At 70.2% G+C, this 21,214-nt stretch carries 19 protein-coding genes; 11 read left to right on the forward strand and 8 right to left on the reverse strand.

Going from position 1 to position 21,214, the window contains the following annotated elements; translation table 11 throughout:
* The 3 genes from ACFVDO_RS13910 to ACFVDO_RS13920 are packed head-to-tail and all read left to right on the forward strand — an operon-like array spanning position 1 to position 2,431.
* On the forward strand, positions 1–765 hold the full coding sequence (locus ACFVDO_RS13910) for an ABC transporter permease (RefSeq protein WP_378856188.1): 765 nt from the start codon (positions 1–3) through the stop codon (positions 763–765).
* On the forward strand, positions 762–1,472 hold the full coding sequence (locus tag ACFVDO_RS13915; protein ID WP_378856190.1) for an ABC transporter permease: 711 nt from the start codon (positions 762–764) through the stop codon (positions 1,470–1,472). The genes ACFVDO_RS13910 and ACFVDO_RS13915 overlap by 4 nt, the downstream gene beginning before the upstream one ends.
* 35 nt (positions 1,473–1,507) lie before the next feature.
* Entirely contained in the window at positions 1,508–2,431 is a 924-nt protein-coding gene (locus tag ACFVDO_RS13920; RefSeq protein WP_378856192.1) for an ABC transporter substrate-binding protein, read from the forward strand.
* A 75-nt stretch (positions 2,432–2,506) separates the two neighbouring features.
* Here ACFVDO_RS13920 and ACFVDO_RS13925 read toward each other — a convergent pair whose 3' ends face one another.
* A complete protein-coding gene (locus ACFVDO_RS13925) occupies positions 2,507–3,772 on the reverse strand; it encodes an AI-2E family transporter (RefSeq protein ID WP_378856194.1) in 1,266 nt (421 codons plus the stop codon).
* 64 nt (positions 3,773–3,836) lie between these two features.
* Between ACFVDO_RS13925 and ACFVDO_RS13930 the strand changes: the two genes are divergently transcribed.
* Positions 3,837–4,136 carry a chorismate mutase gene (locus ACFVDO_RS13930; protein WP_378856196.1) on the forward strand — a complete coding sequence of 100 codons (300 nt, stop codon included), beginning with the start codon at positions 3,837–3,839 and terminating at the stop codon, positions 4,134–4,136.
* Positions 4,137–4,340: 204 nt separating this feature from the next.
* Here ACFVDO_RS13930 and ACFVDO_RS13935 read toward each other — a convergent pair whose 3' ends face one another.
* From ACFVDO_RS13935 to ACFVDO_RS13950, 4 genes are all read right to left on the reverse strand, one after another.
* Positions 4,341–6,758: a CHAT domain-containing protein gene (locus ACFVDO_RS13935; RefSeq protein ID WP_378856198.1), complete on the reverse strand. Its 2,418-nt coding sequence runs from the start codon at positions 6,756–6,758 to the stop codon at positions 4,341–4,343.
* A gap of 90 nt (positions 6,759–6,848) precedes the next feature.
* A complete protein-coding gene (locus ACFVDO_RS13940; protein WP_378856200.1) occupies positions 6,849–8,462 on the reverse strand; it encodes a S8 family serine peptidase in 1,614 nt (537 codons plus the stop codon).
* A 94-nt stretch (positions 8,463–8,556) separates the two neighbouring features.
* Positions 8,557–9,006, reverse strand: coding sequence for a hypothetical protein (locus ACFVDO_RS13945; protein WP_378856202.1), 450 nt, complete (start codon positions 9,004–9,006; stop codon positions 8,557–8,559).
* An 11-nt stretch (positions 9,007–9,017) separates the two neighbouring features.
* Positions 9,018–9,632 (reverse strand): RNA polymerase sigma factor, encoded by a 615-nt coding sequence (locus ACFVDO_RS13950; RefSeq protein ID WP_378856204.1) that lies wholly within the window; start codon positions 9,630–9,632, stop codon positions 9,018–9,020.
* 219 nt (positions 9,633–9,851) lie between these two features.
* Between ACFVDO_RS13950 and ACFVDO_RS13955 the strand changes: the two genes are divergently transcribed.
* On the forward strand, positions 9,852–12,485 hold the full coding sequence (locus ACFVDO_RS13955) for a hypothetical protein (RefSeq protein WP_378856206.1): 2,634 nt from the start codon (positions 9,852–9,854) through the stop codon (positions 12,483–12,485).
* 56 nt (positions 12,486–12,541) lie between these two features.
* On the opposite strand, the gene ACFVDO_RS13960 is transcribed toward ACFVDO_RS13955, so the two are convergent.
* A complete protein-coding gene (locus tag ACFVDO_RS13960; protein WP_378856208.1) occupies positions 12,542–13,585 on the reverse strand; it encodes a winged helix-turn-helix transcriptional regulator in 1,044 nt (347 codons plus the stop codon).
* A 127-nt stretch (positions 13,586–13,712) separates the two neighbouring features.
* Between ACFVDO_RS13960 and ACFVDO_RS13965 the strand changes: the two genes are divergently transcribed.
* The 6 genes from ACFVDO_RS13965 (at position 13,713) to ACFVDO_RS13990 (ending at position 19,796) form a co-directional block, all read left to right on the forward strand.
* Positions 13,713–14,861: an ROK family protein gene (locus ACFVDO_RS13965; RefSeq protein WP_378856210.1), complete on the forward strand. Its 1,149-nt coding sequence runs from the start codon at positions 13,713–13,715 to the stop codon at positions 14,859–14,861.
* A 104-nt stretch (positions 14,862–14,965) separates the two neighbouring features.
* Positions 14,966–15,871: an SIS domain-containing protein gene (locus ACFVDO_RS13970; protein ID WP_378856212.1), complete on the forward strand. Its 906-nt coding sequence runs from the start codon at positions 14,966–14,968 to the stop codon at positions 15,869–15,871.
* A gap of 2 nt (positions 15,872–15,873) precedes the next feature.
* Positions 15,874–16,950, forward strand: coding sequence for an ROK family protein (locus tag ACFVDO_RS13975; protein WP_378856214.1), 1,077 nt, complete (start codon positions 15,874–15,876; stop codon positions 16,948–16,950).
* 103 nt (positions 16,951–17,053) lie between these two features.
* Entirely contained in the window at positions 17,054–18,145 is a 1,092-nt protein-coding gene (locus tag ACFVDO_RS13980; protein ID WP_378856216.1) for a PfkB family carbohydrate kinase, read from the forward strand.
* Positions 18,142–19,023 carry a ketose-bisphosphate aldolase gene (locus tag ACFVDO_RS13985; RefSeq protein WP_378856218.1) on the forward strand — a complete coding sequence of 294 codons (882 nt, stop codon included), beginning with the start codon at positions 18,142–18,144 and terminating at the stop codon, positions 19,021–19,023. Before ACFVDO_RS13980 ends, ACFVDO_RS13985 begins: the two co-directional genes overlap by 4 nt.
* Positions 19,020–19,796: a DeoR/GlpR family DNA-binding transcription regulator gene (locus ACFVDO_RS13990; protein ID WP_378856220.1), complete on the forward strand. Its 777-nt coding sequence runs from the start codon at positions 19,020–19,022 to the stop codon at positions 19,794–19,796. Before ACFVDO_RS13985 ends, ACFVDO_RS13990 begins: the two co-directional genes overlap by 4 nt.
* A 6-nt stretch (positions 19,797–19,802) precedes the next feature.
* Here the strand turns inward: ACFVDO_RS13990 and ACFVDO_RS13995 are convergent, their stop codons facing one another.
* Together ACFVDO_RS13995 and ACFVDO_RS14000 are read right to left on the reverse strand one after the other, a co-directional pair.
* Positions 19,803–20,444, reverse strand: a complete 642-nt coding sequence (locus ACFVDO_RS13995) for a hypothetical protein (protein ID WP_378856222.1) — start codon at positions 20,442–20,444, stop codon at positions 19,803–19,805.
* A 14-nt stretch (positions 20,445–20,458) separates the two neighbouring features.
* Positions 20,459–21,190, reverse strand: a complete 732-nt coding sequence (locus ACFVDO_RS14000; RefSeq protein WP_378856224.1) for an alpha/beta hydrolase — start codon at positions 21,188–21,190, stop codon at positions 20,459–20,461.
* Positions 21,191–21,214: the final 24 nt, after the last annotated feature.

Here is a 21,214-nt window from a genome sequence, read left to right on the forward strand (position 1 = left end):
GTGGACTGGATCGTCGACAACATCGGGATGATCCTCGATCTCTCCGTCGTGCACCTGCGCCAGAGCGTGATCGCCATCGTGATCGGGTTCGTGCTGTCGGTGCCGCTCGGCTGGGTCGCCTGGCGGTACACGCGCCTGCGCGGCTGGATCATCGTCGCCACCGGGCTGCTCTACACGATCCCCTCACTCGCCCTGTTCATGCTGCTCCCGGCGGTGTTCGGCTACTCGGCGATCAGCGAGCTCAACCTGGTGATCGCCCTGACGATCTACGCGATCGCGATCCTGGTGCGCGCGGTCGCAGACGGCCTCGACTCCGTCGATCCGATGGTGCGCGAGTCGGCGACAGCGCTCGGCTACGGCCCGATGCGCCGATTCCTGACCGTGGAGTTCCCGCTCGCCGGTCCCGTCATCCTCGCCGGGCTCAGGGTCGCCGCGGTCAGCACGATCTCGCTCGCGACCGTCGGCATCCTGATCGGCGTGACCAACCTGGGCCTGTTGTTCACCGACGGTCTGCAGCGCCGACTGATCGAAGAGGTGCTCGCCGGCGTCGTGGCCGTGCTCGTGATCGCACTGATCGTCGACGTGCTGCTGGTGCTGCTGGGCAGGATGCTCATGCCGTGGACGCGGCTCGGCTCGCGACGGCGCGGTGGGCGGGGCAGCGACACGGAAGCTGCGAATCGTGCAGCACCCGTCATCGACCCCGCCGACGACCCGGCGCCGATCGACCCCGGCGCCCTCGCACTGACGAAGGGGGAGCGCAGATGAACGTCTTCGCCGAGGCCTTCGCGTGGCTGTTCGCGCCCGCGCAGTGGCAGGGCCCGAACTCCATCCCGGCCATGCTCGGCCAGCACCTCGCATACACCGGAGTCTCGGTTCTGGTCGCGGTGCTGATCGCCGTGCCGATCGGCTGGGCGATCGGGCACACCGGCAAGGGGCGCGAGGTCGCTGTGGCGTTCGCGGGCGCCGCGCGGGCGCTGCCCTCGTTCGGCCTGATGATCCTGCTGGTGCTGCTCCTCGGAGTGCTGCATCAGCCGGAGGCCGCAGTGATCACCTTCGTGCTGCTCGGCATCCCGCCGCTGCTCGCCGGGGCGTACACCGGCTTCGAGGCGATCGATCGGCAGGTGATCGATGCCGCCCGCGCGTTCGGGATGACCCGCTGGCAGCTGCTCTGGAAGGTCGAGGTGCCGCTCGGCATGCCGCTGCTGATCGCCGGCCTGCGCTCGGCGGTGCTGCAGATCATCGCCACGGTGACGATCGCCGCCTACATCGGACTCGGCGGACTGGGGGCTCCGATCATCCAGGGCATCCCCCTGCACCGCTTCGACATGGTCCTCGCCGGCGCCATCCTCGTCGCCGTCCTCGCACTGCTCGCCGACCTCCTGCTCGCGCTCGTGCAGCGGGCATCCGTCCCGTCTGGGCTTCGGCCCGCGACCTCGCGCGAGAGCGCACGGGTCGCGGCATCCGCCACCTGAACCTGTAAACGAAACCACCGTCAGAGAGGAACATCATGTTCACCGGACGCACCACCCGCACCATCGCCGCCACGGCGATCGCCGCGCTCGCCGCGCTGGCGCTCGCCGGCTGCGGCAGCAACCCGCTCGACGAACCCAGCAAGGAGCCCGCCGCATCCGGCGGCACCGCCGAGACGATCGTCGTCGGGTCCCAGGCGTACTACTCGAACACGATCATCGCCGAGATCTACGCGCAGGCACTCGAGAACGACGGCTTCACGGTGAAGCGCCAGTTCAACATCGGGCAGCGCGACGCATACATGCCCGAGGTCGAATCGGGTCAGATCAACCTGTTCCCGGAGTACACCGGCAACCTGCTGGAGTACCTCGACAAGAGCGCCAAGGCCACCGGCCCCGACGAGGTCTACGCGGCGCTGAAGGACGCGCTGCCGAGCGGGCTGGTCGCCCTCGACTACGCGCAGGCGACCGACCAGGACACCTACACGGTGACCAAAGCAACCGCCGACAAGTACGGTCTGGTCGAGATCGGAGACCTGGCGAAGGCCGACAAGAAGCTCACGATCGGTGCGGCGCCCGAGTTCGAGCAGCGCCCCTACGGGCCCGCGGCGGCGAAGGCTGACTACGGCGTCGACCTGGCGTTCTCCGCCACCGGACCGACGACGCTCGAGTCGCTGCTGGCCGGAAAGATCGACGTCGCCGACATCTACAGCGCCGACCCGGCGTTCAAGACCGAGAAGATCGTGGCGCTGAAGGACCCGAAGAACATGATCCTGTCGTCGAACGTGGTCCCGATCGCCAGCAAGGACATCGCCGACAAGATCGCGAAGACGATCGACGCCGTGAGCGCGAAGCTGACCGTCGACGAGCTGATCGGCCTGAACGTGCAGTCCACCGTCGACAAGCAGGAGGCGCCCGCGATCGCGAAGGCCTGGCTGTCGGCCCAGGGCCTGGCCGGCTGACGACTCGCGACGCCCTCATCGCAGACGAAGGCGGCCGGCCCCTATTGGGACCGGCCGCCTTCGCGTGTCAGCGGATCATTCCCGGGCGTCCTGCCGGGGGATCCAGATCTGCTTGATGATGATGAGGATGGATGCCGTCACGGGCACTGCGACCAGCGCGCCGAGCAGTCCGAGCAGCGTGCCGCCCGCCATCGCGCCGATGACGACGAGGGCGCCGGGCACCGCGACTGCCCGGTTCATCACCTTGGGCGTGAGGTAGTACGCCTCGATCTGCATGTACACCAGGTAGCAGGCCGCGAACACCAGAGCCATCAGCGGGTTGCTGAACAGGGCGATCACCGAGCCCACGATCCAGAACAGCACCGATCCGATCAGCGGGATCAGCGTGAACAGGAACGAGATCGCCGCCATCAGCGGCGGGAACGGCAGGCCGAGGAAGAAGAACAGCGCCAGGGTCACCATGGAGTTCGCGAACGCGAGGACGACCATGCCCATGATGTATCCACCGACCGAGTCGGTGATCTGGTCGGTGATGTCGGCGGCACGTGCACGGTCACGCGCCGGGGCCAGACGCAGCATCGAGGTCTTGATGCTCGGGAGGCCCGCGACGAAGTAGAGCATGAGCACCAGCACGATGATCATGCCCGAGATGCCGGTCGCGATCGAGGTGCCGACCTGCAGGGCGCCGCCGCCGATCGAGAGCACGGTGCCGGGATCGGTGAGGAAGGCCTGAATCTGCTTGACCCATTCGCCGACCTGGTCGCCGAACTGCTTCTGCAGCGATGCGTAGAGCTCGGTGGTCTGGAAGTCGCGGATGATGCCGGGGATCGACGTGATGAACAGCGTGATCTGCTTCACGATGACCGGCACGATCAGCCAGAGCACCAGCACGATGAGGGCGAGCAGGGTGAGGATGACGGTGAGCACGCCCCAGCCGCGCGGCATGCCTCGTCGCTCCAGCATCCGCACCGCCGGGTCGAGACCGAGCGCGCCGAACGCCGCCAGCGCGATGTAGATCAGCACGGTGGCGAGGTTGGCGAGCATCAGGCCGAACAGCAGCGCGGTCAGCGCGCCGAGGGTGACCAGGATGCCGAACACGAACGGCTTGTCGATGCGGGTCCAGAACGACCGGCTCGGGGTCATCGGCTCGATCACGACGGGGTTGGGGTACGCGTGGCGCTCTGTGGCCGCCGCCTCCGCGGCCTTCGCCGCCGCGGCACGCTCGGCTCTGCTCGGCTTCGCGGTGGCCGCCGGCTTCGCGGATGCCGCCGTCTCGGCAGGCGTCTTCTCCGCGTATCCGTTGCCCTCAGCCGGGATCTGCGCGCTCTCGTCAGAACTCATGGTCACACTCTAGGGCGTGGGCCGGTTCGGGCTATCGTCGTAGTGTCGCCGATCGAGGAGCCTCATGTCTGACGCCGAAGCCGCCCGTACCGAGCTGCTGCGCCTGCGAGCCAGCATCGACAACATCGACGCCGCACTGATCTTCATGCTCGCCGAACGGTTCCGCGCCACGCAGCAGGTGGGTCATCTGAAGGCCGAGCACGAGATGCCGGCATCCGATCCCGGCCGCGAGGAACAGCAGGTCGCGCGCCTGCGCGCGCTCGCCGAGGAGGCGCACCTGGATCCCGAGTTCGCCGAGAAGTGGTTCAACTTCGTGGTCGCCGAGGTCATCCGGCACCACACCGAGGCAGCTGAAGGTCGCTGACCCCCCCTACCGGGGCGCCGCGTCGGCTCGCGGCGCCCCGGAGTGGTCGGTGCCTCCCCGCCCGGACTCCCCAGCGCCCGGTCCCCTGTCGGCTGTTCCTCGTTGATCCGTCGCTCTCCCCAGAATCGGCGAATCGATGAGAACACCTCCCGCAGACAGAAGAGACCGCACCCTGTCGGCTGATACACGGACGCGGAAGATTTCTCAGAATCCGTTTCCGTGGGCATGCAGCGGCACCCGGATGCCGGTGTCCTCCGCCGCATCCGACAGCGCGACTGCCGGCGCGAGGCCGGCGGCGATCCGCGCGTGCACGGCGGGGAGCAGAGCTGCCGCGGCCTCGTCGGGGACCAGCACGGGCGACGCGATCACGCATCGCGAGCCGGCGTGCAGCCACACCCTGGTCATACCGACCGCCTCTTCGCGCCAGCGCACGGTCGACCGGCCCAGCTCGCACGCCGAGAGCACAACGGTGTCGGGCACCGTCTCGATCAGATCGACGTCATAGCCGAACAGGGTGCCGTCGGCCAGTTCGAGGCCGGAGAACATCGGGTTGTCGGCGCTGTGGCGTCCGTGCGCTGCCACGTGCAGCAGGTCGACCTCACCCGCTGCGGCTGCGGCGGCTTCGACCGTGGCCTCCTCGCCGGTGAGTACCCGGATCGCGCCGTGGGCGCGTGCAACAGCGTCCGCTTCGTCAGCGGCGCGCGCGACGCGGGGGCCGGCGACCACGCTGGCGCGAAGCAGTGGACGCGGTGCCGCCTCGCGCCAGCGGGTGGCCGAGGTCGCGAGGGTGAAAGGCCGCCCGGCGAGACCCGGCAGCAGTGCCCATGGCACACCGGTGAGGATGCCGGGCACGCTGAGGACGAGCCTGCGGGCCTGTGGCGCCCGCGCGAGCAGCGGCTGCAGCAGTTCATCGTCGAGCCGCGACATCCGATCCGCGAGGGAGCGTTCGACCACCGCGGCCATGCGGGATCCATGAGCGAGGGCTGCGGCGTCGAGATCGGCCCTCATGCCGTCGAGCAGGGGCTGCACGCGGTACCAGGCTAGCCGCACGATCGTCGCATCCGTCCGGGTCGCGACCACGGCCCGAAGCGCATCACCCGTGTATACCCAGGTGAGCACCGCGACGTCCTCGTCGAGTCCTCGGCGCAGCTCTTCGAGGGCCACCTGCTGCCGGGCGCCGGCACCGGTCGTCGTGCTCCACTGCCTTTCGCGAATGCGGTCGCGAACGGCGCGCACGCGCGGATCGGACAGCCAGTCGGCACCGGCGAGGTCGGCGCGCAGCATCCGCAGCTCTGCGAGATCGGATGCCGCATCCGCGTCGTGCGGCGGACGGACCGGAACCACCTGCAGGCCGATCCGCCGGGCGCGCTCGCCCCAGTCGAAGAGCACGGCGGGGTCGTCCACGTCGGCCGCCGCGGCGAGGCCGGCGGCCAGCAGACCCGTGCCGTGCATGGTGACGGATGCCTGCAGGTCGAGCGCTCCGAACGATCCCTGCCAGGCGGTGAAGAGGTCCAGTCCCTCCGTGGCCAGACGTCGCGCGTCGGCGCGGCGCCCGGCGCCGAGCGCGTGCGCGGCGCGCACCTCGTAGGCGCGCAGTCGCACGGGCGTGGGGGCGCGCGGGCTGATCCGCGGCGGACGCCGGGTCGGATCGGCGAGACGCGCCCCGAGGGCCGTGGCCGCGGCTTCGCTGTCCAGGCCGACCGCGCGCAGTCGGCGCGCGGTCTCGTCGTATTCGCCGGCGGACGGCGGACGGCCGGAGAGCCGGCGCGCCTCCAGTTCGACGGATGCCGCGCGTGCGGCCCATCCCTCGCTGTGCAGTGCCTCGAACCGGCGCCGCGCCTGCGCCGCCGTGCGCCGTGCGGCCGCGGGGTCGTGATGCAGCTGCGAGCGGGCGAGCTGGAATTCGGCCTCGCCGCGTGCCTGCCGCATCCGCTGCGCGCCGAACCGCACCGCGACCTCGGCGAGCAGCTCCTCGGCCTCGGCGGTGAGTCCGGCCTCTCTCAGCACTTCGGCGCGATCGAGGTCGGCGATCGCGGTGCTGAGTTCGCTGGTCTCCACGAAGACCGGCCGGGAGCGGGTCATCAGGGCCAAAGCTGTGACCAGGTCGCCCCGGAGCAGCGCGGCGTAGCCGAGGTTGTGCTGCGTCTCGGCACTCGCCATCGTCTTGTCCAGCTCGCGGTAGAGCACCACGGCCGCCTCGAGATCTGCGGTGGCGCCATCGAGGTCGTGCCGCTGCATCCTTCCGACCGATCGGTTGACCAGGCAGGAGGCACGTTCACCAGGAGAGTCGGCCAGGCCGTCCACCGCGTCGGTCAGCCAGCGCTCCGCCTCGTCCGCCTGACCGGCATGCATCAGCAGCACGCCCAACTGGCCGGCGAGCACAGCCCGCGTGCCGTCGCTCAGCCCGGTTCCGGCGAGGGCGTCGCGGCACATCCGCTCGGCGGCATCCGGCTGGCCGGTCTGTCCGAGCACGTAGGCTCGCGTGCCGGCGATGCGCGCGCGCAGGTCGGGATCGTCGGTGCGCGCGGTCGCGGTCGTCAACGAGCGCGTGGCCGCGGCGAAGCGTCGGCGATTCGCCTCATCCACTCCCCGCCGATGGAGTTCGGCCGCACCCAGACGCATCCCCTCAGCATGTCCCGATCCGCGGGCGAACGCCACCTCCGGGGATCGGCGGCGGGAGCGGGCTGTCACTCCCGCCGCCGATCCGTGCGGTCAGCGCACCGGGTCCGGCAGCGCCTTCAGCACCTCGTCCACCGCCTTGTGCAGCGCCTTCCGGGTGGGTGCGCTGCCCTTGGCGAGCACCGGCCCCAGCGCGGCCGCGATCCGTCCGGCGACGAACGGTGCCGCGAACGACGTGCCGCTCCACACCGAGAACCCGCCGCGGTAGTCGTCGGGGTCGACGGTCTCACGAGGCAGGCGATCGAAGTCCGACCGGGTGGTGGGCTGCATCCCGCCGGTGAACGGCGGTGTCGTGCTGACCACCAGTGCTCCGGGTGCGTAGACCCGCACCCACGGCCCCACGTTCGAGAACAGCGCCACTGAGCGGCCCGAGGGGTTCAGAGCGCCGACGGACACCAGCGGAGCGAAGTGGTCGGGCAGGATGCCGTTGTCGGCGCCGTCCCAGGCCCACAGCGACGCCGGGAACGAGGGCCGGTCGATCGCGTCGTTGCCCGCCGAGCACACGACGACGATGCCCAGTTCGCGCGCCGAGCGCAGCAGTCCGTAGAGCGTGAGCGAGAACTGACCGTCGACTGGAGTCTCGTGGTAGTACCCGAGCGACAGGCTGATCACGTCGATCGCGTGACCCGTGCCCGGATCCCGCAGGTATCGCCGCTTCAGCTCGATCACGTCGGACAGCGCCCTGACGAAAGCGGTCTCGTCGACGACACCCAGAGAGCCGGCCACTCGGATCGCCAGGATGTCGGCATCGGGAGCGGTCTGCCGGATCAGGCCCGCGATGAACGTGCCGTGCCCGGCCACCGCGTCGATCTCACCGTCGAGCTGCCCGTACAGGTCGGGGTAGATCTCCGGGTCGTCGTGGCCGGTGAGACCGATCGGCACGCCATCGAGCTCGGCGCCGCGGGTGACGATGTCGTGCGGCAGCCACGGGTGCTCGCCGCATCCGGTGTCGAGCACGGCGACGACCGGCCGCCGTCCGCGCTTCGGCTCCTCGCCGCGGATCGGCTCCGCGCCGATCCAGGCCACCGGCTGCCGTGCGCCGCGTCCCGGCTGCAGGTAGTCGTCCGTGCCCACCGGACCTGCTCCTCGCAGCGGGTTCGTCTGGGTGAACGGGTTCGTCTGCGTGAACGGGTTCGTCTGGGTGAACGGATTGAGCCCCACCGGGTCGACCGACAGCACATGCTCGAGTCCCACCCTGGGCATCGGCGACCGGGTGATGCGGCGCGCCCGCTGCAGCACCCGCCACGCGTCCGGCGGGGCCGGCGACTCGCCACGGCCCGCCTCATCGGGGGTTGTCAGCAGCACCCGGATCAGGCCGGGCACACCCGGGGCGAGCTCTCGCGCCGAGCCGGCCGGAGCGGCGTCGGCATCCGGCGCATTCGCCCCGGCCACGGCGGCATCCACCGGACCGAACCGGGCCCGCCACCCGAACGACTCCGCCGCCTCGGAGATCGTCTTCATGTCGCGGTCATAGGCGCCGTGGTCCTCATCGTCCAGAAGCCTGGTCACCAGCATCCGGTCCGGCAGGTACGCGGTCGGGTACGCCCGAACGCCCTCGATCGGATCGACGCTCGGATCCAGCGCCGTGCCGCGCGGAATCGAGCCCTCCGCGCGATCCTGCCATGTCCATCCCGGGGGTTGCTCCATCGTCTGTCCTCCCATTCAGAGCCGCCGGAGCGGCATCCCTCGCCGCCGCACCCCTGCGACGACGTCTCCCCTCCCGCGTGCGCGGGCAGTCCCGCTATGCCTCGAACTGCGGGGTCGCGAATCCGCGACCGCCCTCCTCGTCAGGCACGGTCAGGCGCACACGGCACAGACCGGGCGGCACATCGGTGAACGCGAAGCGACCGTGCTCGCCGGGCTCGGTGGTCCAGGACCGGGTGCCCTGCTCCAGCACTATCTCGCTGGCCGCGGCATCCACCCAGCCGTCCACCCGGCGACTGCCCTTTCCGGACTTCGAGATGTGCAGCAGCACGGACACCCGTCCGTCGCTGAACTGCAGGATCAGCGTCTCGGCATCGCTGCGCACGGCCGCAGTGGCATCCTCCACCAGCGTGAGCAGCGCGTACTCCCGGGACAGGTCGTCGGATGCGACGGCCGCAACCATCCGCTCGATCAGGTCGTCCGGGACGGGATCGGTCACCTGCCACATGGTGCGCAATGCCGCCATCAGCTCGTCGTCGGTGCTCATGTCGCCCCCGCTCATGTCGCGACCTGTCCGTCGATCGTGCCGCCCAGCAGCGTGCGCAGTTTGCCCAGACAGCGCGACCGGGTGGGGCCGATGCTGCCGATCGGCATGCCCAGGTCTTCGGCCAGTCCTCTGTAGTCCGGTCGCTGCTCGAACGCGACCACCCGGATCAGCCTGCGGCAGCGCTCGTCGAGGCGCTGCACCGCCGCCCACAGCCGGGCCGCGCCGTCCGATTCGGCCGCCTCATCCTCGGCGGACGCCGCGGTGGGCAGCAGCGGCTCGAGGTCGATGTCCTCCTTGGCATCCGCCCTGTTCTCATGCTTGCTGACCCGCCAGGCCTCGCGGCGGGCGGTCACGGTCAGCCAGGCCGACACCGCGGCGGGGTCCTGGATGGATTCATGACCGCGCACGAGGCGCAACCAGGTGGTCTGCACGACGTCCTCGGCGAGGGTGCGCTCGATGCCGTACGCGCGCACGACGTGCCAGAGCACGGGGGTCATCAACCGCACCAGGTCGTCCATCGCCCGCGTCTCGCCGTCCTGCCAGGCGCGGAAATGCTGCGCCGCCAACTGCCACCTGCTCGGTGCAGGCGGCTGTTCGGCGGTGCCTTCGGGTACGGCATCGCTCATGATGCTCATTGTGGCCATACCGACCAGGAGCGGGCAAGAGAGGTGATGATACATGTCGATGCCCTCGAAATGAGATCCGATCACCTTTGCACAAACTCTTGCGCCTAAACATCGGATCTATCAGAATGAGACGAGCCGGCGATCCCCGCTTTTCAGCGACATCGCGCATGCAAAGGAGCAGCAATGGGCATCAGACATCCGAACTCAAGGGTGCGAGCCGTGCGAGCCGCACTTGTCGCCATCGCGGTCGCCGCCGGTGCGCTGATCTCGGCCGCACCGGCCTCGGCAGGCAGCGGGATCGAACTCTTCGCCGCACCGGACGGACGGGGCATGGGATGCACTGCGGCGGCCCCATGCGCGTTGCCGCAGGCGCAGGCCAGAGAGCGCATCATGCTCGGCGCGGGCAAGGCCGTCACCGTCACCCTGACGCCCGGTCGCTATGATCTCGCGGACACACTCGCGCTCACCGCGAAGGACTCCGGCACCGCCGGCGCACCGACCGTGTGGCGCGCGCAGAAGCCCGGAACCGTCGTCGTCTCCGGCGGGTCGCGCATCACCGGGTGGCAACGGGCCGCCGACCGTGACGGCGTCTGGGTCGCGGACGTGCCCGCCGGCAGCGAGTCCCGGCAGCTCTACGTCGACGGGGAATGGGCCCCGATCGCGCAGGCCACCACGGCCGAGCTCGGATTCACCGCCGGCTGGAAGGGCGGCTCCACCGGGTACTCGGTCACCGACGCGAAGGCGAAGTCCTGGCTCGCCGGTCTCGGCGACCCTGCCGGCCTGGAGTTCGTCTACGACGGGAAGACCGGAGCCTGGACCCAGTCCCGCTGCCTGGTCGAGGGACTGTCCGTCGATGACGCCGCCGCCACCGTCACCATGCTGCCCACCTGCTGGGACGGCATGACCAAGCGGCCGGCCCGCGCGCCGATCGAGAGCGGCGGCCTGCCCAACATGTCGACCTCGACCATCCCGACGAGCGTGCAGAACCACCCCGCATTGCTGTCCGCGGGGGAGTGGTATCTCGACTCGGATGCCGGGAAGCTGTACTACCAGCCCGCCGAGAGCGTCGACATCGACGACCTCGACATCACCCTGCCGCACCTCGAACGCGTGATGACCGTGGCGGGCTCCCTCGCCGATCCGGTGCACGACATCCGCTTCGAGGGACTGCAGTTCTCCTACGCCACCTGGCTCTCGCCCTCGCGCACCGGCTTCGCCGAGGTGCAGTCCAACCTGCACATCACCGGTGCGCCGAACCAGGGCAAGTGCACCGTCACCCCCACTCCGGGCACCTGCCCCTACGGCGCACTGACCCAGCCCCTCGGCAACGTCGACGTCTCGGGCAGCCGCGACGTCGCCTTCGTCGGCAACACCTTCAAGGCGCTGGGCGGCGCGGGGCTGAGCGTCCGCTACGGCGCTGCGGGGACCCTGATCGAGGGCAATCACATCACCGACACCTCCAGCACGGGCCTTTACCTGGGCTGCACGTTCGATCCGCAGCCGTGGGATGCGACGACGCACGACGGCATCAAGCAGAACTGCACTCCTGACCCCGACCTGGTCGCCGGCGACGAGATCGGCGAGAACGAGATCGTGCGCGACACCACGGTGCGCAACAACGTGATCCACTCCGTCGGGCTGGACTACAAGGCCGCCCCGGGCGTGACCCTGCTGTTCGGGCAGGACCTGAACCTGGTGCACAACGAGGTGTTCGACACTCCGTACACCGGCATCACCGGCGGCATCGTGCAGGGTCACGCGACGGATGCCGACAATCCGGAGAACAACCAGAACGCCAACGCCCGCAACAACATCAGCAACAACCTGATCTACAACTACATGCAGTACCTGCGTGACGGCGGCGCGATCTACCTGGAGAGCCACCAGGGGCGGTACATCCACAAGGAGGACGGCTCGCTCGACGTGGCCAAGACGCTCGAGAACGGGATGCGAGCCACCGGCAACATCGCGTTCAACGACCGTCCCGACACGAACTACACCTACTACGACGACGCCGGATCGCAGTTCATCCGCTGGGAGGGCAACGTCGCGATGGCCACGTCCGGCGCATCGCAGGGCGGATGCTCGCCGGCGGGCTACCTGTGGACGGTGCGCAACTGGTTCTCCGGTCAGATCGGCCGGTACGCCTGCTCGCCGCCGGCGCTCGCGGTCACCGCCGAGGACAACATCGTCATCCCGAAGAAGCCCACTTTCGCCGACGTTCCCGAGCGGGTGTTCACGGATGCCGGGCTCGAGCCCGCATACGCCGGCCTGTCGGCCGTCGCCGACGAGCAGCTGCGCTACGTGTCCGACCGCGCCGCCGACGGACGCGTCGTGCTCGGCATCAGCGGTCTGACCGACGACACAAAGGTGTACGCGGGCGCTCAGCAGCTGGATGTGCGCCGGGTCGGCACGACGTTCGCCGAGGTGATCGTGCCCGACGAGCTCGCCGGGCGCACCATCACGGTCGGGCAGCCCGACCCGTGGGTCCGGGTGAACGAGACCGACCCGAGCGTCACAGCCTCGGGCTGGTCGGCCGGCACCGGCCGTCCGTACGGCGACCTGAACGGCGACATCCTGTTCGCCAAGAACAACGGATCGACCGTGACGATCACCTTCACCGGCACCGCGCTGCGGCTCTACGGAGAGAAGAACAGCGATCAGGGCCTCGTCGACGTCAGCATCGACGGTGGCGCGCCGGCCTCGGTCGACACCTACGCCGGCTCACGGCAGGCGAACGTCGTCATCTTCGCGGCTGACGAACTGGCGGCAGGGCCGCACTCCGTGACGATCACCAAGCGCAGCGGCACCTACGCCGTGTTCGACGGCTACGGGTTCATCCCGGCGTCGTGAACCCCGGGAGGGGCGGGCACCGAAGCCGGCTCGTCCCTCCCGCCACTCATCGCTGTTCAGGCCAGTTCGGCCGCCAGCACCTGGGCCGCAGCGCCGCGCAGCACGGCATCCTCGGTCTGCCCGCAGCGCACCTCGACGTGCGCGTTGCGCAGGCGTGCGGCCGTCAGGGCCGACTCGGCGGCGCCGCACAGCTCGGGGCCCATCAGCGACGACGTTCCGCTCAGCACGACCTGCGGCAGGTCGAGCGCCGAGGCGATCGCGGCCAGCGGGGTGCCGAGTCGCTCGCCTGCCTCGACGCGGAGCGCCTCACGGGTCTGGTCATCGGTCGCGGCATCCATCCGCTCCTCGAGTACGGCGATCCAGGCGTGCACGCAGCCGGAGTTGCCGCAGCGGCAGTCCCGACCGGTGTCGCCGCCCACGTCGAGGTGAGCGAGCTCGCGGGCGGTGTCGGTGCCGGCCGTGTAGCCGGTGACGATCGCCGTGCTCACGACCTCGCCCAGCCGCACGAGCAGGAACTCCGAGTCGCCGTAGCCGGCTTCCGCGCGGGCGGCGAGGTCGGCCTCGGCGGCCGCGTAGGCCGGCAGAAGAGCGGTCTCGGCGTGCTTCGAGAGGGCGCCGATGAACGCAGCGGCATCCCCCGATGCGGCGTTCATCGGCACCCCGAACCCGACGCCGAGCACCGGGCATCCGGCCTGCGCGGCGAGCCGCGCGACGAGCGCGGCCACGGCGGCGGGCAGGTCGGAGGTGGATTCCCGTGCGATCTCCTGTCGCACGAGGATGCGGCCGTCGGGCGCGCATACGGCGCCGACGACCCACTCCGGGGCGGTCAGGTCGACGGCGATCGTCTGAACCGCGTCGCCGTCGACTTCGAGAAGCACGGAGGGTTTGCCGACGCGGGTCTCCTGGCTCTGGCCCGTCTCGATGACGACGCCGTCGGCGAGCAGGTCGCGGACGACCTCGGTGATGGTGGGGCGCGCGAGTCCGGTCAGGCGGGCGAGGTCGGCCCGGCTCGCGGAGGTCTCGCGCAGCAGCGCCTGCAGGACGACACCGCGGTTGTGCCGTCGCGCCCCCTGCACCGGGATGTGCGTCGCAGTGACCATCGTGCTCCCTTGCTGGTCGGTGGTCCGTCGATTTACTTAGTTCATCGACTAAACTTACGAGTGTGAGCGTAGGCTCGGGCTCGGTCGTTGTCAACCGGGCCGGCCGGATCACGAAAAGGAACGGTGGATGCTGCACACCGAGGATGCGCTCGATGGTCAGGCCCTCGTCCGCCGGAGCAACCTTCGGCGGGCCCTTCAGCTCGTCTTCGACAACTCGGGAAGCGAAACTCGCGCCGGCATCGCCCGCGCCACCGGTCTCACGGCGGCGACCGCGTCATCCCTCGTCGCCGAGCTGATCGATCAGCGCCTCGTCGCCGAGGTGGGGCAGGCCGCCAGCACCGGAGGCAAGCGCGCCACCGTGCTGGCGATCGATGCGAGCCATCACCTGTTCCTCGTGGTGGTGCTGCGGTACACCGACGCGCACGCCGCGCTGATCGCTCTGGACGGCTCGTCCGTCTACGAGGAGCGCGTCGTGTACACCTCCGCGGATCGCGACGCCGTGATCCGGACCATGCTCGGCAGGATCGCGAACCGCTTCGCACCGCGTCTGCTCGCGGCCGCCGTGCAGCTGCCCGGCGCGACCGACGGGCGGGTGGTGCTCGAGAGCGTGCAGCTGGAGTGGGCCGACCTGCCGCTCGCCGACGAGCTGACCGACCTGCTCGGCGCGCCCGCGCTGCTGGTGAACGACGTCGACGCCGAGGCTGTCGCCGAGACGATTGCGAGCGGTGCGTCGACCGGGCGTCGGCTGTTCCTGCACCTCGGCATCGGGATCGGTGGCACGGTGACGCTCGACGGAGAGCCGGCACCGGGTCCGAACGCGCGGGTCGGTGAGATCGGGCACGTGCAGGTGGTGTTCGGTGAAGAAGCACGGGAGTGCCCGTGCGGGCGGCGCGGATGCCTGGAGTCGGCGGCTTCGATGCCGGCGATGCTCGGCCCCGCGTTCACCGAGGGAATGGATGCTGCTGCAGTGCAAGCCCTCGTGAATGGGGCCGATCCGGAACGGCTCGCGGTCGGCGCGGTCGCCCTGGGGCGCGTGATCACGATGCTCACCGCGATGCTCGATCCGGGCGAGGTGGTGATCGGCGGGTCTGCGGCCGGGCTGGGTGAGGACTTCCTCGACCTCGTGCGGGCCGAGACCCAGCTGCCGCCCAGCGGCACTGTTCGGGTGCCGGTGCGCGCCGCCGCCGGAGGGATCGCGCCCTACGCGGGGGCTGCGCAGTTCGCGCTGGGCGCCGCGCTCGGCGTGCGCTGGGCCGCGGCGCAGCTCGCCGAGTAGGACTGTCGGATCAACTCGAAATGCCGTAACATGAGCGTTATTCGTGACAAACAATCATAAAACTGCATCCGATTCGTGATCGGATCGCCTTCGAGGAGACAGACATGACCGAGACCCCCGCCGCCGGTGCGCACATGCGCGCCGAACTGTTCTCCCAGCCCGAGACCTGGGCCCGCGCGGCCGCGATGCGCGACGAGCAGGCCCTGCTGCCGGCATCCGGCGCCCGCGTCGCCGTCGTCGGCTGCGGCACGAGCTGGTTCATGGCACAGTCCTATGCCGCTCTTCGCGAGGCCGCCGGGCACGGTGAGACCGACGCCTTCACCGCTTCGGAGTTCCCGTACGGCCGCGGCTACGATGCGATCGTCGCGCTGACCCGCTCCGGCACGACCACCGAGGTGCTCGAGCTGACCGAGCGCGTGAAGGGGAAGACCCCGGTGATCGCCGTCGTCGGCGACACCACCTCGCCGCTCGTCGACCTGGCCGACACCGTGATCGGCCTGCCCTTCGCCGACGAGAAGTCGGTCGTGCAGACCCGATTCGCGACCACGGCGCTCGCGCTGTTCCGCGCCTCGCTGGGCGAGTCGCTCGACAAGGCGGTCGCCGATGCTGCCGGAGTGCTGTCCGACGCGGCATCCACTGACCCCGCCCTCCGCGAGGCCGAGCAGTACAGCTTCCTCGGCATGGGCTGGACCATCGGTCTGGCGCACGAGGCCGGGCTGAAGATGCGTGAGTCGTCGCAGTCGTGGACCGAGTCGTACTCGGCCATGGAGTACCGCCACGGTCCGATCGCGATCGCCGCTCCCGGCCGCATCACGTGGGCCTTCGGCGAGGTGCCCGAGGGCCTGGAGGCCCAGGTGCTCGCCACGGGCGCGCGCTTCGTGCAGCACCCGATCGACCCGATGGCCGACCTGGTGCGCCTGCACAACGTCGCCCTCGAGCGCGCCGTCGCCAAGGGCCTCGACCCCGACCAGCCGCGCAACCTGACCCGCTCCGTCATCCTCGAGGCCTGAGCATGACCGCACCCCGCGATGAGTCCCTGCCTGGGGCCGCCGAGACCGCACGACCGCTCCGAGACGTCGGTGCGGCCGGGTCTGGGCGCGGGGATGCAGTCTCGGCGGCCGACATCCCCGACGTCGTGACCGACGCGTCGGGCGAGCGCCTCGCCCGCGCCGCGTCGATCGGCGCGGGTGCACCGGTGCTCGCGTTCGACGTGGGCGGCACCGACATCAAATCGGCGCTGTTCGATGCCGAGGGCAACGCCGTGGGACTGCGGCGCACGCCGACCCCGGATGCCGGTGACGACATGCCGGCGCGGCTCGTGGAGCGCATCGGCGAGCTGGGTGACGCACTGCGCGCGCAGCATCCGGAGATCGTGCCGCAGGCCGTCGGCTTCGTGGTGCCGGGAATCGTCGACGCGGGTACCGGGGTCGCCGTGTTCTCCAGCAACCTCGGTCTGCGGAATGCGCCGCTGCGGATGCTGGCCGAGCAGCGCTTCGGGCTGCCGGTCGCGTTCGATCACGACGTCGGCACGGCGAGCTGGGCCGAGTTCGAGATGGGTGCCGCTCGCGGCTACGCGGACGTGGTCGCGATCATCATCGGCACCGGCATCGCCGGAACCATCCTGGTCGGCGGCGAGCTGTACACCGGCGGCGGCTACGCCGGCGAGATCGGCCACTCCCCGATCGGCGAATGGCCGTGCCCCTGCGGGGCGCGAGGGTGCCTCGAGGCCGTCGCCTCGGCCGGCGCGATCGAGAGGCGCTACGAGGAGGCGACGGGCACCGAGGTGGACGGGGCTCGCGAGGTGATCGCACGCGCCGCGGGCGGCGATGAGATCGCCGCCCGGGTCTGGAACGAGGCGCTCGACGCGCTCACGATGTCGATCGCGCAGATCACCGCCGTGATCGCGCCGGAGGCTGTCGTGATCGGCGGCGGGCTCTCTCGCGCCGGTGGGGCGCTCTTCGACGAGCTGCGCACGCGGCTGGCGGATCGGCTGAGCTTCCATCGCATCCCCGAGCTGGTCCCGGCCGAGCTGTCCGGCAACGCCGGCATCCTCGGTTCCGCGCTGCGTGCGAGGCGGGTGGTCGCGTGACGGGCACGGACGCACGATCCCGGAACGCCCGCACGATCGGACGGGCGGATGCGCCGTGCATCTGTGCCCGGGTCGTGCACGTGTGCCCGGCGGCGGTGAGCGCATGATCGTCACCGTCACGCCGAACCCGGCACTGGACCTCACCTGGCACGTCGAGAGGATCGTGCCAGGCGGCACGCACCGAGCGGATGCCGGCGCTGCGCGCGCAGGCGGTAAGGGGCTGAACGTCGCCAGGGTGGCGCATGCCGCGGGTTCGGATGTCGTGGCCGTGACGACCGTCGGCGGGGCCACGGGCGCTGAGTTCCGGGCCGAGCTGACCGCCGCCGGCGTGCCTGCCGTGCTGGTGCCGGTCGCCGCCGCGACGCGGCGCAGCATCGCCCTGGTCGATGAGGCGCTCGGCGACACGACGATCGTGAACGAGCGCGGCATCGCCCCGACGGATGCCGAGCGGGATGCCCTTCGGAGCGCCGTCGCGGAGGCGCTGGCCGCCCCGGATCCTGAGCGAGCGCAGACTTCTCCGGCTCCTGAGCGAGCGCAGCCCTCCCCGGCTCCTGAGCGTGCGCAACACTCCCCGGCTCCTGAGCGTGCGCAGTCCGCTCCGGCTCCTGAGCGTGCGCAGTCCGCCCCGGCTCCTGAGCGAGCGCAGCGAGACGAAGGACGCCCCGTCCTGGTGATCTCCGGCAGCGTCCCCCCGGGCACGCCCGAAGACCTCCTCTCGTCGCTGATCGGCATCGGCCGCGCGGCCGGAGCGATCGTGATCGCCGACACTTCCGGTCCGGCGCTGCTGCGGGCAGCGGATGCCGGTGCCGACGTGCTCAAGCCGAACGCGGCCGAACTGGCCGAGGCCACCGGCATCGCCGACCCGATCGACGGCGCCCGCGAACTGCTCCGCCGCGGCGCCTCGCTGATCCTGCTGTCCCGCGGCGCCGAGGGCATGCTCGCGGTCTCGGACTCCGAGACCGTGTCCGCCCGCCTCCCCGAAGCCCTCGCCGGCAACCCGACCGGCGCCGGAGACGCCGCGGTCTCCGCGGCCGCCGTGCTGCTCGCATCCGGCATCCGCGATCCCGAGGCGATCCTGCGCCGCGCGACCGCATGGTCGGCGGCTGCAGTGCTGATGCCGCTGGCCGGCGACATCCACCCCTCCTGGCCCGAACTCGAGGCCGCCGTCATCATCGAACGAACGGACACCGCATGACCCTCGTCTCCGCCCGCGACCTCGTGACGGATGCCGCCTGGAACGGCAACGGCATCGGGGCGTTCAACGTGATCCACCTCGAGACCGCCGAGGCGCTGGTCGAGGCATCCGCTCGTGCCGCGCTGCCCGTGATCCTGCAGATCTCGCAGAACTGCGCCGACTACCACGGCGGCCTCGAGCCGATCGCGCTGGCGACGCTCGCGATCGCCCGCCGTGCCGAGACGCCGGTCGCCGTGCACCTCGACCATGCCGAGCGACCCGAGCTCGTGCACGAGGCGATCGACCTCGGCTTCGGCTCGGTGATGTTCGACGGCGGCAAGCTCGAATACGCCGAGAACGTCGCGCTGACCGCCGCCGTCGTCGACCGCGCGCACGCCGCGGGCGTGTACGTCGAGGGAGAGTTGGGCGAGGTCGGCGGCAAGGACGGCGCGCACGCGCCCGGCGTGCGCACAGACCCCGACGAGGCCCGCGCGTTCGTCGCCGAGACCGGTGTCGACGCGCTCGCCGTCGCTGTCGGATCGTCGCACGCGATGCTCGACCGCTCGGCATCCCTCGACATCGATCTCATCCTTCGGCTGCGTGAGGCGCTGCGCGGATGCGGGCGCGACGCCACCGACGTGCCGCTGGTGCTGCACGGGTCCTCGGGCGTCGCCGACAGCGTGATCACCGACGCGATCCGCGCGGGCATGACGAAGATCAACGTGTCCACGCACCTGAACGGGTTCTTCACCCGCGCCGTGCGCGAACGGCTCGCCGCCGATGAAAAACTCGTAGACTCGCGAAAGTACATCTCGCCGGCGCGGGATGCCGTGGCTGGGGAGGCAGCACGGATGCTGCGGCTGTTCGCGCTGGAACCAGACGCCGAGGGGACGGCATGAACCGCGCATCCCGACTGAATGCGATCCTCGAGCTGCTCGGAGAGCAGGGTGAGGTCAGCGTCGAAGACCTCGTGGAGCGGTTCGGTGCGTCCGCTGCGACCACCCGCCGCGACCTGGACAGCCTCGCCGAGCGGCGACTGCTCACGCGCACGCACGGCGGCGCGGTCGCGCAGTCCGTGGCCTACGAGCTGCCGATCCGGTACAAGAGCCACCTGCGGACCGACGAGAAGGAGCGCATCGCCGCGGCGGCATCCGCTCTCGTCGCGCCGGGTTCGATCGTCGGTCTGTCTGGCGGCACCACGACCACGGCGATCGCCGCGGCGCTCGCCTCACGGGACGACCTGGCCGAGCACGGCCTCACGGTCGTGACGAACGCCGTGAACATCGGGGCGCAGCTCGCGATGCGCCCCGAGATCAAGGTCGTCGTCACCGGCGGCGTGATCCGCTCGCGCAGCTATGAGCTGGTCGGGCCGTTCGTCGAGCAGCTGCTCGAGGGCCTGTGGCTGGACATCTCGTTCATCGGCATCAACGGCCTGTCGCCGGCCGGCGTCGCCACCACGCACGACGAGGCCGAGGCCGACGTGAACCGCATCATGGCGGAGCGCTCGCGCCGTGCCGCGATCGTCGCCGATTCGTCGAAGATCGGCGTCGAGACCTTCGCCGCCGTCGGCGATTCGGAGCTGTTCGACATGATCATCACGGATGTCGGCGCGCCGGAGTCCGCTCGTACCGACCTGGAGGCACTGGGCTACGAGGTCCGCGTCGCCGACTGAGCCCGGTCAGCTCTGGGGCACCTGTCCGGGTTCGAGGAACTGCGGGTCTCCGGGGGTGATTCCCCAGAACAGGGGATCGGACGGGGACTCCTCGTCGGGGAGGTAGCCATCCGACAGGTAGACGTCGCCGAACAGCCTGGCGTCCAGGTCGTCGATGTTTCCTGGCCAGCACGCGGAGGTCGCACGTACGCGTACAGCACCACTCGCGTGGGAGATGATGCGCAGATCGGAGAAGTCGCCCTGCTTCTCGATGATGAGGTCGAGGGACTCGCTCTCACCCGAGCCGAGACCCCATTCACCGATGTCGTAGCCCTGCTCGGTGAGGTAAGTGCGCAGCTTGTCACGCATGGCCGGGATGTCATCCGGAGCGATGTCTGTGGCGCGGGAGAGTTCGAAGGCGTAACTGCCGGCTTCACAACCTCCGTCCTCCGGAACCATGCCGTAGCCCCCGTCGCCGACCTCCCAGGGGCCGTCGTAGATCTGCTTCTGGATGCCGTTGGTGACTTGGCGGTAGTCGCGGTAGTGCTGTTCGGCCTGCGAGTACAGGGCGTCTCCTGTCGGTGTCGGCACGTGCTCCTCCTTCGGCGCGCACCCGGCCAGCAACGCGACCGACATGCCGATCGACGCCGCCACGGCAAGCGCACGCATCTTCGAACCCATCCTCAGTTCACCGGCTCGCCGGTCGCTACGATCCTCGCCACATTGCGGAACGACTCAGTTCCCTCGCTCAGGTAACCGTTGTCCTTCTGCCACGATTCGAGTCCAGTGTTCCCCCCCCCGCTGTGCGAGGCATGACCGGGGGTCTCCACGGCCCATTCCTCTCCCGCTCCGTCAAGTGCCGGTACGTAGCCGCCGTCACTCTCGAATGAAATGGCCCCCGGAAGCGATTCGGGGTTGACGGTGTGTCCGGAAGAACTGTACTGGCCGAACCTGGCGACGAGATCCCAGGGAGCGCGGGTGCCATACGCCTGGGTGCCGGAGTAGTCCATGTTGACATCGAGAGTCATGGTGCCCGACACCGGTGCGTACTCCCGGTTCTGCGCATAGAGCTGGTCGGGCACTCCGGCCGAACCCACCGAGACCAGCCTGTCGACGCCGAGGTTGTCCGCGGCTGACCCGACCGCTAGGAATGCCGTTGTGCTGCCGTACGAGTGCCCGATCACGGTGGTGGTCACGCGGGGCGAGACGGCCAGGTCGAGTCCGCGTAGCGAAGAGGTCAAGGTGGCGGCGCCCTCCTCAGCGCTTCCCATCGCGGTCTCACCGAGGAGATCTGGCGAGTCGTATCCGTACCACGCGATGGTCATGGCCTTTCCCGCCCCGTAGTCTTCAGCATCACTGTTCAGATCGCGGGCACTCTGACCGAAGGACTTGAGGTCGCCGAGCCCCGAGAACATCCCTCCGACGAGCATGTTGGCGTA

The sequence above is a fragment of the Microbacterium sp. NPDC057741 genome (assembly GCF_042798735.1).
GTDB lineage: Bacteria > Actinomycetota > Actinomycetes > Actinomycetales > Microbacteriaceae > Microbacterium.